Source organism: Nonomuraea sp. H19 (assembly GCF_052068215.1).
In the GTDB taxonomy this organism is placed as follows: Bacteria; Actinomycetota; Actinomycetes; order Streptosporangiales; family Streptosporangiaceae; genus Nonomuraea.
On record NZ_JBQHCV010000003.1, the window covers coordinates 163,656 to 176,030 of the forward strand.

At 64.7% G+C, this 12,375-nt stretch carries 14 protein-coding genes; 8 read left to right on the top strand and 6 right to left on the bottom strand.

Features of this window, described 5'->3' with window-relative positions:
- Positions 1-994: 994 nt before the first annotated feature.
- On the bottom strand, positions 995-1,459 hold the full coding sequence (locus tag ACTMTI_RS07445; protein ID WP_441119041.1) for an endonuclease/exonuclease/phosphatase family protein: 465 nt from the start codon (positions 1,457-1,459) through the stop codon (positions 995-997).
- 57 nt (positions 1,460-1,516) lie between these two features.
- Here ACTMTI_RS07445 and ACTMTI_RS07450 point away from each other — a divergent pair, with 57 nt between their 5' ends.
- Together ACTMTI_RS07450 and ACTMTI_RS07455 are read left to right on the top strand one after the other, a co-directional pair.
- The gene (locus tag ACTMTI_RS07450; protein WP_441119043.1) at positions 1,517-2,239 is read left to right on the top strand and encodes an SDR family NAD(P)-dependent oxidoreductase; all 723 of its coding nucleotides are present in this window, start codon (positions 1,517-1,519) and stop codon (positions 2,237-2,239) included.
- Complete coding sequence (locus ACTMTI_RS07455) at positions 2,229-2,759, top strand: MarR family winged helix-turn-helix transcriptional regulator (protein ID WP_441119044.1); 531 nt, start codon at positions 2,229-2,231, stop codon at positions 2,757-2,759. The genes ACTMTI_RS07450 and ACTMTI_RS07455 overlap by 11 nt, the downstream gene beginning before the upstream one ends.
- A gap of 51 nt (positions 2,760-2,810) precedes the next feature.
- Here ACTMTI_RS07455 and ACTMTI_RS07460 read toward each other — a convergent pair whose 3' ends face one another.
- From ACTMTI_RS07460 to ACTMTI_RS07470, 3 genes are all read right to left on the bottom strand, one after another.
- A complete protein-coding gene (locus ACTMTI_RS07460) occupies positions 2,811-3,011 on the bottom strand; it encodes a hypothetical protein (protein WP_441119045.1) in 201 nt (66 codons plus the stop codon).
- 171 nt (positions 3,012-3,182) lie between these two features.
- Positions 3,183-3,434, bottom strand: coding sequence for a hypothetical protein (locus ACTMTI_RS07465; RefSeq protein WP_441119524.1), 252 nt, complete (start codon positions 3,432-3,434; stop codon positions 3,183-3,185).
- Between the two features lie 151 nt (positions 3,435-3,585).
- A complete protein-coding gene (locus tag ACTMTI_RS07470) occupies positions 3,586-4,053 on the bottom strand; it encodes an ATP-binding protein (protein WP_441119047.1) in 468 nt (155 codons plus the stop codon).
- 135 nt (positions 4,054-4,188) lie between these two features.
- Between ACTMTI_RS07470 and ACTMTI_RS07475 the strand changes: the two genes are divergently transcribed.
- The 5 genes from ACTMTI_RS07475 to ACTMTI_RS07495 all read left to right on the top strand — a co-directional run bounded on the left by ACTMTI_RS07475 (position 4,189) and on the right by ACTMTI_RS07495 (position 9,029).
- Entirely contained in the window at positions 4,189-5,016 is an 828-nt protein-coding gene (locus ACTMTI_RS07475) for a helix-turn-helix domain-containing protein (RefSeq protein WP_441119048.1), read from the top strand.
- Positions 5,004-5,216: a DUF397 domain-containing protein gene (locus ACTMTI_RS07480; RefSeq protein ID WP_441119050.1), complete on the top strand. Its 213-nt coding sequence runs from the start codon at positions 5,004-5,006 to the stop codon at positions 5,214-5,216. Before ACTMTI_RS07475 ends, ACTMTI_RS07480 begins: the two co-directional genes overlap by 13 nt.
- A gap of 779 nt (positions 5,217-5,995) precedes the next feature.
- Entirely contained in the window at positions 5,996-6,238 is a 243-nt protein-coding gene (locus ACTMTI_RS07485; RefSeq protein ID WP_441119051.1) for a hypothetical protein, read from the top strand.
- On the top strand, positions 6,235-8,442 hold the full coding sequence (locus tag ACTMTI_RS07490; protein ID WP_441119052.1) for a hypothetical protein: 2,208 nt from the start codon (positions 6,235-6,237) through the stop codon (positions 8,440-8,442). The genes ACTMTI_RS07485 and ACTMTI_RS07490 overlap by 4 nt, the downstream gene beginning before the upstream one ends.
- A gap of 284 nt (positions 8,443-8,726) precedes the next feature.
- On the top strand, positions 8,727-9,029 hold the full coding sequence (locus tag ACTMTI_RS07495) for a hypothetical protein (protein ID WP_441119054.1): 303 nt from the start codon (positions 8,727-8,729) through the stop codon (positions 9,027-9,029).
- Between the two features lie 219 nt (positions 9,030-9,248).
- On the opposite strand, the gene ACTMTI_RS07500 is transcribed toward ACTMTI_RS07495, so the two are convergent.
- Positions 9,249-10,079 carry an NAD(P)H-binding protein gene (locus ACTMTI_RS07500; protein WP_441119056.1) on the bottom strand — a complete coding sequence of 277 codons (831 nt, stop codon included), beginning with the start codon at positions 10,077-10,079 and terminating at the stop codon, positions 9,249-9,251.
- Positions 10,080-10,425: 346 nt separating this feature from the next.
- Between ACTMTI_RS07500 and ACTMTI_RS07505 the strand changes: the two genes are divergently transcribed.
- Positions 10,426-10,659, top strand: coding sequence for a hypothetical protein (locus tag ACTMTI_RS07505; RefSeq protein WP_441119058.1), 234 nt, complete (start codon positions 10,426-10,428; stop codon positions 10,657-10,659).
- A gap of 166 nt (positions 10,660-10,825) precedes the next feature.
- Here the strand turns inward: ACTMTI_RS07505 and ACTMTI_RS07510 are convergent, their stop codons facing one another.
- Positions 10,826-11,908 (bottom strand): peptidoglycan DD-metalloendopeptidase family protein, encoded by a 1,083-nt coding sequence (locus tag ACTMTI_RS07510; RefSeq protein WP_441119060.1) that lies wholly within the window; start codon positions 11,906-11,908, stop codon positions 10,826-10,828.
- Between the last annotated feature and the right edge of the window lie 467 nt (positions 11,909-12,375).

A 12,375-nucleotide genomic window follows, 5' to 3' on the forward strand; every position in this document is an offset into this window, starting at 1 on the left:
TACGCGGCCGACGGTACGACGATGAAAGCACCATGTACCGGCGAGCTTCGCACGCGGGGTCTCCTATGCGAATCAGGTCCTCCCCAGTAAAGGGAATTGGACAGGCAAACCGAGCTGGACATTTCGTGCGATAGCGCCGATTATCGTCCTATAGCCGCTCGCCGCCATATCGCGAGGCAATAAGCGACCAGCCCTTGTTCAACGCACAAGACAGAAAGGACGCGTTGAACGCTCAGAGGCAGTGCAATGGCGGGATCAGCGGCTGTCTCCGCCCCTCAACCGGATGAACAGACTCCTGGCGGAGTGGGCGATTCTCTCGGCAAGGCGAGCTCATCTTACGAAAGGGGGCCAGCATGCACGGCAAGCGAAACTTGATCTTGCTTGGTGCAGCCTTCCTCACCACTCTCACCCTAGGACCAGCCGGGGCCGGCCACGCCTCCGCCTCGGCGGACTCCGCAAAAGCGACGAGCGCCGAGGTCTCCCCTGCCGTACCGGCGGCCGAGATATCGCAGAGCAAACCGTGCAAAAAGGAATGTAGGCAAGGATACAAACTCGGCCACAGCAGAGGCTATCAAGCCTGCCTCAGCGGCGGCCAGATGACACAGATAGGGATAGGCGGGTCGCCCGAGTTCATGCGCGGATACAACATGGGGTTGAACAAGGGGCTTCAAGCCTGCAATCGTTAGCCAGAAGCCAAAAGACTGCTGATCGTGACGCGAATTGGTCCGCATCGAGAGATGAGGGCCAGGCTCTCGGTAGCGTCCACGGTCAGCCTGAACCCATGAAAGGGACGTACGCCGGCGGCCGGCGTACGTCCCATCTGCATGCCGGGGTAGGGCGCTTCCCCGAGCAGGCGCTGAGCACCGAGCCGCCGTCCGTGGGCTATGAGATTGAGTCAGTGCGTGTTCGAGATGGGTGATCAGCATCACCGGACCGCCCGTTGAGCAGGTCCTCCGTAGCCACTCGGCGATTCGATGATCATTTGACATCGGTGTTACCGGGCCTCTTCCAGACTCACCGCAAGGCCGAAGTGGTCGCTGGCCCAGACACCGTTCACAGGCTGGTTGAAGATTTGCCAGCAGTCCTCCGGGCGTAGCGTTGGGCCGTTTCCGCGGCAGCGGACGAAGAGGTAGTCAATGCGCCTACCCGCCTCCAGCGGCCAGTTTCCGCTCTTCACGAGGGGATTGACAGGAGTGAAGGTGTGTCCCGGATCGTGTGGATGGGCCCACTGCCATACATCGCGGTAGGCCACGCTCATCCCCTGAAGGGATTGCAAGCCACTCCAAAAGCGGATGCTTGCCTCCTCTGGCGGCGCGTCGAAGTCTCCGGCCACCACCACGTGCAGACTCCGATCACCAAGCACCTCCTCGATCAGCGTCGCAAGCCTGGACGGCCTGCAGTTCACGCTCAGCTCGACGACCGCGGAGAACGTCGCGGCGGCCACCGCCCTGGGGACCAACGCCGTCCGGTTCCTTTGCTAGGGTGACTTTAGATCTAAACTCAAGGAGGGATAGGCATGACGCGCACGATCGTGGTCAGCGGCGGTGGCACCGGCATCGGCAAGACGGTGGCGGCGCGCTTCGCCGCAGACGGGGACCGGGTGGTGATCATCGGCCGCCGCGCCGACGTGCTGGAGAAGGCGGCCAAGGAGATCGGCGGCACGACGCTACCGGCCGACCTGAGCGAGCCGGCCGAGGTCGAGCGTGTGCGCGCCGACCTGGCCGAACGCTTTGGCACGATCGACGTGCTGGTCAACAGCGCAGGCGGCAACGTCGAAGGACACGGCGGGCTCGACGGCGTCGCGGAGCGGTGGACGGGCAACTTCCGGGCCAACGTCCTGACGTCGGTGCTGGCGACCGAGGCGTTCCGCGACCTGCTGAACCCGTCCGGGCGGATCGTGTTCATCAGCTCGATCGCGGCCTTCCGGGGCTCGGGCGGCACCTCGTACGGCCCGATGAAGGCGGCCCTGCACCCCTACGCGTTCGACCTCGCCGACGCCCTCGGGCCGCGCGGCATCACGGTGAACGTGGTCGCCCCGGGGTTCATCGAGGACACCGAGTTCTTCGGCGGCACCCTGGACGACGAACGCCGCGCGATGCTCATCGCGCAGACCCACACCGGCCGGGCCGGGACGCCGCAGGACATCGCCGAGACCGTGCACTGGCTCGCCTCACCCGGCGGCGGGCACGTCACCGCCCAGATCATCCAGGTGAACGGCGGGGCCGAACGTGGCCGCTGAGCCGCCGCGCGACGGCGCCGACGCCATCCAGGACGCCTGGCGGCGCGAGCTGCCGGGAGTCCCGGTGGAGTCGATCGGGGTCATCACCCGGATCTGGTGGGCCGCCAAGGTCTTCGGCGACGAGCGCCGCCGTCTCCTCGCGAACCTGGGCGTGGACGTCGCGACGCTGGATCTGCTCTCCACGCTGCGGCGCTCCGGCCCGCCGTACCGGATGAGCCCGGGCGAGCTGGCCGATGCGTGCATGGTGACGCGCGGCGCGACCACCCAGCGCGTGGAACGGGCGGTCAGGGCCGGGCTGGTCGAACGGACCACCCCCGGGTCGGGTTACCACGCGCGCGCGATCACCCTCACCGACGCGGGCAACGCCCTGCTCGACCGCGTCGTCGCCGACCTGCTCGCGGCCGAGGACCGCCTCGTCGGCCACCTCGCACCCGAACGCCGCGAGCAGCTCGCCGACCTGCTGCGCGAACTGCTCGCCGGACTCGGCGGCCCGAGTCTGACCGGGCAGGTCGGAGACTGAACCCGCAAGTTCCGGTGTGGCCTCCGTCCGTCGAAACAGCCGTCAGCAGATTCACCGGTCGCCCTGTCGAGCTGGCCCCTGGCGGACGTCGACGATCGGCAGGAGGGGCGTGGTGGCCGCGGCGAGCTGGCAGGGGGTGGGGCCTGCTGGAGTGGGAACGTCGGCTAGGCGCTCAAGAAGCTGATCCAAGAGCGGCTTGACTGTCGTCCACGGCAGCCCGTTCATCATCGGTGACAGGGATGGCAGCAGCATGCGCTGCAGGTTGGACTTTGCCTCGAGGAGTTGTGCTTCGGAGGAGTCCTTCGGGGTGTAGAAGGCCCGCGATGGCTCGGCCGCGTGGTGAGCTCTCGTACGAACACCGCCACGTGCGCACGATTCGCAGTCGCCGGTTCGACGCCCTCACGTTCACAGACCTCGAGATACTCAGCCAGCCCGCGAGCGCCCGCCCCAAGTTCGTCCAGATACGCAGCCACCCCGTGGCCAACTCATGCCGTCGCAGGATCGGCCACTTCTCCTCGGGAACAACAGCTCGCAACAGTTCTCCTTAGCTACCGGCGAGACCGTACCGAACATGATCGCCGGGTAGGCCTGATTCCAAGTAACTGACAGCAGATCCGTGGGCAGGTAGCGCCAGGGACAACCGGAGCGCACCACATACAAGATCGTGTTGACGATCGCCCTGCGCGTCGGTCAGGTCCGAGGGATAGCAACGGAGGCATCCGGCCACCCTGACGGCATCTACACCCGTCGTCACGCCACCACACCGAACATGAATGATCTTCTCAAAAACGCACTCAGGCCGTGCCTTCTGGATCATGGAGCAAGGTCACGGAGCCAACTCCTGCTCGAGGCCACCGTCTATGAGGTTGGGAGGAACAGCCCGGATGGCGCACCAGACGGTACGGCCAAACCCACGGCCGTGCTCTCGCACCCCCCACTCGTGGGAGATCTCACTAATGATCAGCAGTCCGCGGCCGTCTTCCGCCTCCGGCTCCTCCCGGAGGTGGGGCGCGGAGAATATGGAACCGGGGTCACGTACCTCCACGTATACCACTCCTTCCGACGCGGTGACGGTGAGGCCGATGAGGTCGTACGGCCTGGCATTGGAGTGCCGAAGCGCGTTCGTCAGGAGCTCGGACGCGGCCAGCACGACATCGTCGACAGAGGGGTGGTCCTCTCCCAGCCACCTACGCAGTTCGGAGCGTGCGCGCGAGACGGACTCGCGAATGCCCGCCAGATGGATCGAACCGATGACCCTCGGCTCGGCTCTCGCTGATTTCATCACTTCACCCACTCGAAGGAGTCGATCTCGACCTACCTTCCACCATCCCAAGCTTTAGCTACACTCTGTAGTCAGTTGACTTCGACATGCCATCAACCGTTCCAGTGAGACCTGCGTTGAAACGATGGCGATCCCCCGGGAGGTCAGGTGCCGAAGGAAAGCGAGCTATGCCCCGCCGACTCGCCGACTGCACTCTTCGGCTTCGAACTGCGGCGACACCGCAAAGCCCGAGGCTGGTCCCAACTCCGCCTGTCGAAGCAGGTGTCCTACTCCGTCGGCACGATCAGCATGATCGAGACAGCCAGGCGGTCACCGACGGAGGAGTTCGCCCGCCTCTGCGATGAGGCACTGGAGGCAGAGGGAGCACTGATGCGACTCTGGCCGATGGTCAGCCACGCATCAGCTCCGCCGTGGTTCCGGCCATGGCTCGACGTCGAGGCCACTGCGGAGGCGATCCGAACCTGGGAACCGCTCGTCGTCCCCGGCCTGCTCCAGACCGAGGACTATGCCAGAGCCGTGCTGAGCGGCGATGTCGGCGTGACACCTGAACAGATCGAGGAGCATGTGATCGCCCGCATGGAGCGCCAGAGCATCCTCAGGCGCCCAAAACCACCTCTGCTGTGGATCGTGATCGATGAGGCGATCCTACATCGCCCGATCGGAAGCCCCACCGTGATGTCGGCGCAGCTCGCCCGCCTTCTCGAAGCGGGCCAAGCTCCCCGGATCACGATCCAAGTTCTCCCCCTCAATGCCTACTCCACAACCGGTCTTGCCGGCGGATTCGCCATCGCGCAAGCTCATGGGGTCTTCGACACGGCGTACGTTGAATCCGCCGGAATCATGAGCCGAGTAACAGAGCGACCAGAAGACGTTAGCGTCCTAACATACCGATATGAGGCGATTCGCTCCGACGCACTACCCCAACGCGAATCCCTAGATCTGATCAAGGAGACGCTGCAGCGATGGACGAGCTGACCCGGGAACTCAACACAGCCACGTGGCGCAAATCCACCCGATCAGGGCCCGACGGCGGCAACTGCGTGGAGGTCGCCGAACTCTCCGGCGGACGCCGAGGCGTCCGTGACAGCAAGAACCCGACTGGACCAGCGCTAGTCTTCACCCATGGTGAATGGGACGCCTTCATCGGCGGCGTCAAAGCCGGCGAGTTCGACTAACCCATACCGGCCACCCAGCGAGGAAGGCGCCCCCGCCCTCACCCAACACCCTTAGACCTGGGTGAACGGCCAGCAGTTTCTGCTGGCCGTCCGTCCAGCAGTCGACCGTTGAATGCCGCATTCAGCAGGGATGCCCTAGGGCGGCGGCGTACTCATCTGCCACGACTACTTTCCCAAGACTGGTCCTGGGCATCGCGATCAGCCAATGGCGTGTTGTCCCAGTTCTTGAGTGTCTGATCGAACGAAGTGAGCACGACGTCGATGGCGAGCCACAGCCCTTTGGCCTGGCGTTAGCGCGGCCCACCGAGTCGCCCGCCGAAGGATAGGCGTCGGTCTCCGTTATCAGACACGTACCGAGGTCGATGTTCAGCGCCTTGAGCCCGTTCGTCGCATGGGAGAAGGGCACCTCCAGCTTCCTGGCGTATGGCTTGGCCAGTTCGGTGCCGTCATCGTGCGTTGATAGACGTCCGCTTGACCTCCACCACTGCGACCGGCAGGTCGGGCGGTATTCGAGCGCGTTTCACTTGATGTCAACGAATAGCCGCCGGGTTTCACTTTCGTTGAGGAAAGAGATCCACACGCCCCTCCTCTTTTGCAGGAAACCGAAGCCATGCCCTAATCAGGCAAAACACCCCACTCTCGAACAAAACTCGAACATGCCATGCCTTTCACTGCGTTTAAGCTTGTTCTGTTGACGTGATGTTGATTAGCGTGTGAACCCGTGGGAGACGCCGCCTCCTGACCTGTTCTGGTGCAGCGAGCCGTACAAGGGGATCATCGTGGCCGACCTCGACCGCCAGGCGATGCGGGCTGTGGCGGAGCGGATCCAGCGGTTGTCGGACGAACACTGGTGGGCGCTCGATCCCTCCTGCCGCCTGATGGAGAACGACGCGTGGGTGGGGCCAGCGGGTGGCCGGTTCGACGCTCAGGTCCATGCCGACCAGCGGGAGTTGCGGGACATGCTCAGGCAGGCCGTACATAGCGCAAACCAGAAGCTGGCATCGCTTCAGGACACGCCATGACGGAGTTCACCGGGGTCAAGCAGCCCGAATTCGACACGATGGCGAGCAAGCACACCGAGGCCGCCAGGCGGCTGGAGGAACTGGCGCAGGCTCTGCACAGCGAACTGCAGAGCGCTGGGCTCGACACTTCTCCGGCGGCGCGGCTGCGGCAGCTCGCCGGACGGGTGACCACCCAGGCCGAAGACCTGCGGCGGCGGCAGAAACTCGTCCACGAGCTGCAGCGGCAGAAGGTCACCTTCGGCAGGAGCACGCCCACCGGAAGCTTCTTGGAGATGCCTGACAGCCTGGAGGCCGCACAAGGGCTGCTGGACGGAACGCTGGCAGGTCGGACTGCGTTGAAGGCCGCGAACGGGGACGACAAAGCGTGGGCCGAGCTGGAGAAGTACGCATGGCGGACCGGGGACCCGGAGTTCGTCAAAGCGTTCCTCGGCGCGCTAGATACGCGCGGCGTGACACGGCTGCCCGGCTCGCTCGCCGTGCAGTTGCGCGACGCCGCGGACCGCGGGGACTCCAAGCGCGTGGCCCAGCTCTCCAGCCAAGGCAAGAAGGCCCTGCAAATGCTGAGCACCGCTCTGGCCAAAGGAACGGATCCGAAGAATCCCGCTCACGTGGGCGCCGACTTCCTCAAGGCCCTGGTGAAGCAGGGCCGGGCCGAGCACAAGGCCGGTGACACGAAGTACTCCGGTTACCAGGCTCAGGCGCTCATCTGGCGTGCCCACGATGGGAAGCCGCCCTTCTCGAAGGAGTTCATGGAGGTCGTCGGGCGTGACGTGATCGTCTACGAGCACGAGGACCGCAAGGACGAATGGGCGGCGAGGAAGGACGTGCTGGGTCGCGCCTTCGGGGGACATCAGATGCCCATAGTCGACCTGGCCGGTGCGTTCGGCCTCGGCACCCTGCTGAGGCCGGGAACACACGTGAGCAGCCCGGGCGCGAAGGGCACATCGTCGGTGGTGGATGACCTGTTCCACGTGGCGGAGTCCAGCCGCGAGGCGTCGCACGCCCTACTGAACCACACTCCGGCGGGGTGGAAGGAGTCCGTGCTGGACTATCTGCTGACGACCCGGTGGGACGCATCCCGATATCTGGGCGACTACGCGCCATTCAACGACATGCTGGTGACCGCGACGACCGGCCAGGATGCCACCTCAAAGAAGCTCGCCGCCGAAATAACGAAGATCCTCGCCGACGAGGTGCGCGGCGCCTTCGGCAAAGCCGACGACGGCAACCTTGAGATCAGGAACAGGGAGATGTTCGATCGACACGCCTCTCTGAGCTACCCCTTGGCCCGCGCGATCGCGGCCAACGTCGACCAGCTCTCACGGCTCCTCCTGAACCATGCGTCCTTCGGCAAGGTCGCAGCCGAGGATATGTCCTACGCGCTGGCGCTGGCCACCTCTCACGACGCCGGGTTCGAGGCGCTGGTGGCAGCGCAGACCGAACATATGCGAGCGGCGCTTGAGACCGTGCCTCCGGTCGGTCTCGACGCTTCCAACGCCGAGCGCCTCGGTTTCACGAAGGCCGACATCAAAAAATTCGACTTCGACGAGGATGGACGGGTCGACAAGGCCGACATCAAGCAGTTCCTGACGGACCGAACCGTGGCAGAGGCACGTCTCTTCAGCCACATCGTGGAGATCCGCCGCCAGGTGCTGATCGCCCAAGGGCTGAACGAAAAGAAGGCGGACGAGGCGCTGAAGACCATGGTGGCCAACGCGATCGGGCTGTTCCCGGTGCCAGGAGCCAGACAGGTTGGCACGCTGGCCACTGGAGCCTTCGGCGAGCTGGTCGGCAAGGGGTACGACAAGCTCGCCGGAGCCGCGTATGACGAGATGGCCAAACAGGTCGCCCAGCGGATGTCCGAACACGGGCGGAGTCTGGACGAGACGCACCGGACGCTGGCGGGCAATCGGTTAGTGGTGGAGAGGCTGGCGGAGCAAATGCTCGCAACTGCCATGCTGAACAAGGGTTTGCTGGACAAGCTCGACATGAAGGATCGGATGTTCGCGACCGAAACCCCACCGATGATCAAGCCCTTCGCCAAAATGACTCCGCAGGAATACAGTCAGTTCCTTGAATGGGTTCGCCTCACCGGAGGAAGTGACGACCTGCTCGAAAGGTTCCGAGGCACTTTCCGCCAGACCAGTGAGGTGGATGACTATCTCGGCCTTCAGATCCCGTCCTCCTCCGGAGGCGGCAGATGAGGAGTTCACGTCTGTCCGTCGTTCTGACTGCTCTCGTGTTGCTCGCTGCAGCCTGCACCGCCGCAAGGCAGATCGTCTCCACACCAGCCCCACCTCCCCAGCCGGTCGTGGATTCCGCACCATACGTCTGTAAGCTCATTCCCGCACAATCATTTCGCCTCGTCAGTGGGGTGACCGGGCCTCTGGCCGAAAAGACCGATGGTAATGAGAGGAACGGCGACTGCTGGGCTCCTGATACGACCCCTCGGCCTCTGGTTGTGCGGTGGATGCAGGAGGGCCCCGGGATGCCTCGAGAGCAACTGGACTTTGTGCTGGATGACAGGCGTCAGATCTACACAAGGCACGGCGGGGTTACGCTCCCCACTGACCTTGGTGACGGTTTGGCCGCGTACCTGCCCAATACGCCGGTCGCCGATCAACCGTACCGGGTGAGCGCGAAGTTCCTCTGCGGCGGCAAAGAGCGAATGATCGACGTCTTCCTAGCCGGGGTCGCCAAGGGTAGGGATGCGATCAAAGACTTGATCGATCTCATGCGCATCGCCCAGAAACGCTACGGCGATCTGTACGACTGCACACCCGGTACTTGATCTCCTGGCTGCGGCGCTCCCGAGAGAAACGGATGGACCTGCCGCGCCCAGGCCGGTGGAGCGTCTGCTGGGCGCGGCGAAGGCGATGTTCGAGCGGAAGTTCACCACCACGACGATGGAGCGGGTCCGACCTTTCGGATGGTCGGCCCTCAGTCGATGCCCGCCACAACCGACGCCACCAGGCCACCCGCATCGGCACGAGCGATGCGTCTCAATCGGTCAAGATCGCGGGGTGAACGCGGCGGCGTGGTCGCGCACCCACTGAGCGAACGTCCGCGGCGGCTTGCCCGTGACCTCCTCGACCGTCGGCAGCACGGTGTAGCCGACGGCCGGCGGGTTGGTGTTCATCATCAGGAACCAGTCGATGGCCTCGTCGTCGTAGCCGCTCTCCCGCCACAGGGCGACGCGTTCCTCCTTGGACAGCTCGACGTACTTGACCTCGCGGCCCAGCACCTCGGCGATGATCCGCACCTTGTCCGGCACGGTCAGCGCCTGCGGCCCGGTGATGAAGTACTCCTTGCCCGCGTGGCCGTCGGACGTCAGCGCCACGGCGGCCACGGCGGCGATGTCCGCCTCGTGCACCATGGCGCTCTTGAAATCAGGGAACGCCTCGCGTACGAGGCCCTCCTCTCGTACGGACGGGGCCCACTCCAGGGCGTTGGACATGAACTCCACCGGCGACAGGTGCGTCCACTCCAGCTCGCCGGCCTCGACGGCCTGCTCCAGCGAGCCCTTCTCCAGGTCGCCCCTGAGCACCGTCACCTTGCGTACACCGGACTGCTCGGCCACGCGCACGATCTCCTCGGCGTTGTGCAGCGGCGCGTAGTCGTCGCCCGCGAAGCCGATCAGGTGGGCGGCGGTGGTGCCCTCGAAGGCCCTGGTCAGGCCGGCGGTGTCGGCCAGATCGCCTGCGACCACCTCGACGCCTGAGGGCAGGTTGGCCTTGGCGGGGTTGCGGGTGAGGGCGCGCACCTCCTGCCCGCCGGCGAGGAGCTGCTCGACGAGAGCACGGCCGACGGTGCCGGTGGCGCCGGTCACGAGAACGGGCATGAAGATCTCCTTCAGATCGAAAGTTCGTCCGTGAAGCCGACGCTAGAAGGGATCTAGGAAACTTGATTGCCGCAATTGACGGGGCTGAGTGGATGATCCGATTCGCCTCGCGGCTCGAACGCCAATTGAGAAAGCTCCAACCTGTTTCCCAGGTAGAAGGGGATGGCTTGGCGTGGTGAGGTGTGGTCTCCACCGGTGAGCGGCAAGGATCATGGTCCTTGATCATCCGACAGGTGGACAAAAGCGGATCTTCCGCGATTCGACTGCGGCAACCTATCCAGGATCGTTATCGTCCGTGTCCAGATGCTTTCACCAGGTAACCGCCGTGGGTCTGTCAGGGGATACCGTGTCGCTGCTGGACCAGATCACCACACGCCTCGTGGCAGCCGCTGAACGCGCCGATCATCTGCGCACCCGGCTGGCCGAGGCCGAAGACGACCTGGACCGGCTGCGGGTGGCCGGGCAGGTGGTCAAGGGAATCCTCACCGAACAGCCCAGCCGGGAGCCTGCCGAGGAGCCCGCCGGCTTAACCACAGCCTCAGGACACGTAACACAATTTTCGATCGGGACAGGGCGGTGACGGTCCGGCCCGCCGGTCCAGACCGAGTTCGTACCGGCCGGGCGCGATGGCGTTGATCCGCAGCCCTTGCGGCCCGAACTCCTCGCCGAGTGCCTTGCCGAGGTTGGTCGCTCCCGCCGGTGTCGGCCGCCTGGGTGGTGGGCGGCCGACACCGGCGGGGATGGGGTCAGGTCAGGATGCGGGTCGTACTGCTCCAGCCGTGACCGACTTCCCGCGGCTCACCACCCGTATACGGCTGGCCACCGTCACGAACGAAGTTGTTGCTGTACAGCAGCATCTTGCCGCTGGCGTCCACAGCGAGCAGGTCGGTGAACCCATCACCGGTGACATCGGCCGGGATGATCCGGGTCGAACTGCTCCAGCCGTGACCGACTTCCCGCGGCTCACCACCCGTATACGGCTGGCCACCGTCACGAACGAAGTTGTTGCTGTACAGCAGCATCTTGCCGCTGGCGTCCACAGCGAGCAGGTCGGTGAACCCATCACCGGTGACATCGGCCGGGATGATCCGGGTCGAACTGCTCCAGCCGTGACCGACTTCCCGCGGCTCACCACCCGTATACGGCTGGCCACCGTCACGGACGAAGTTGTTGCTGTAGAGCATCATCTTGCCGTTGGCGTCGACAGCAAGCACGTCAGCGTACGAGTCACCCGTCACGCTGTTGCCGACCATTGGCTTGCAGCCGTTTCGGCTCTCGACGTTGCGCCACTCACCGCCGGGAGCGGGGCCGTACGCCTTGCCGTCGAACACGGCCGTGACGCGCTCAGCGCCCTCGAAACCCCAGGAGACGCTCCCGTCGCCGTTGGCGTCATAGCCCTGCTCGTAGTGCAGGTGCGGGCTTCCGTTCGAGGTGGGGCCGGTGTGCCCGACCCGTCCGATGATCTGCCCCTGCGTGACTCTGTCGCCCACGCTCACGGCACGCGACTGCAGGTGAATGTAGGTGGTGAAGTAACCGCCACCATGGTTGATCTGGATCATGTTGCCGGCGTTGCTGTGGTAGTACGACTGGTTCACCGTGCCGGAGGCCGGGGCGACCAGCAACGAGCCTTCGGTTTCCGATTGCGGCTCGCGAACCATGTCCAGGGAGGGGGCGTGCGTGGAGTCCCAGGTGTTCAGCCGCCACTTCTGGCCGCAGGGAAAGGGCAGTTGGTAGTTCGGGGCTGCTGAGGCGGGAGCGGATGTCGCGACCAGACCACCGGTCACTACGGTCAGGAGCATGGCCGCGCTTGCTAAGCGTCTTTTCAGCATGTCGTTCCATTCACGGAGGGGTTGGGGCACGACTTAACACGCGGAGGAAACTCCGTCGTGCGCGTCAAAGCGCTACTCAAAGTAGGCTCTGGCGGTATAGGCCCGGTATGTTGCGGCAATGCCCAGGCCAGAACAGGCAGCAGGCGGAAAGCACAAGCGATCGGGCCCGCTCGAAATCCGGAAGCTACTGTTAGAGGGGGCGCACCCGTCCGCGATTGCGCTCACACAGCGCGGCGTTGTGGTGATCAACACTCGCGAGTTCGCCGAGACGGCGACTCCTCGTTTGAGCAGCGTCCGGTACACGAGCTCGGACAGTACCTGCGCTCTGAGCGCTCCCCATGAAGGAGATCTGATCGATTGCCGCTCACCAGCGGAGACCACACCTCACCACGCCAAGCCATCCCCTTCTACCTGGGAAACAGGTTGGAGCTTTCTCAATGCGGTCATCGCCCGGCTCGAACCGGCGT

Coding starts and splice junctions, on each gene's coding strand:
- ACTMTI_RS07450 (WP_441119043.1), top strand. CDS start 1,517: ATGACGCGCACGATCGTGGTCAGCGGCGGTGGCACCGGCATCGGCAAG.
- ACTMTI_RS07460 (WP_441119045.1), bottom strand. CDS start 3,011: ATGCTGCTGCCATCCCTGTCACCGATGATGAACGGGCTGCCGTGGACG.
- ACTMTI_RS07480 (WP_441119050.1), top strand. CDS start 5,004: ATGGACGAGCTGACCCGGGAACTCAACACAGCCACGTGGCGCAAATCC.
- ACTMTI_RS07490 (WP_441119052.1), top strand. CDS start 6,235: ATGACGGAGTTCACCGGGGTCAAGCAGCCCGAATTCGACACGATGGCG.
- ACTMTI_RS07495 (WP_441119054.1), top strand. CDS start 8,727: ATGCCTCGAGAGCAACTGGACTTTGTGCTGGATGACAGGCGTCAGATC.
- ACTMTI_RS07500 (WP_441119056.1), bottom strand. CDS start 10,079: ATGCCCGTTCTCGTGACCGGCGCCACCGGCACCGTCGGCCGTGCTCTC.
- ACTMTI_RS07510 (WP_441119060.1), bottom strand. CDS start 11,908: ATGCTGAAAAGACGCTTAGCAAGCGCGGCCATGCTCCTGACCGTAGTG.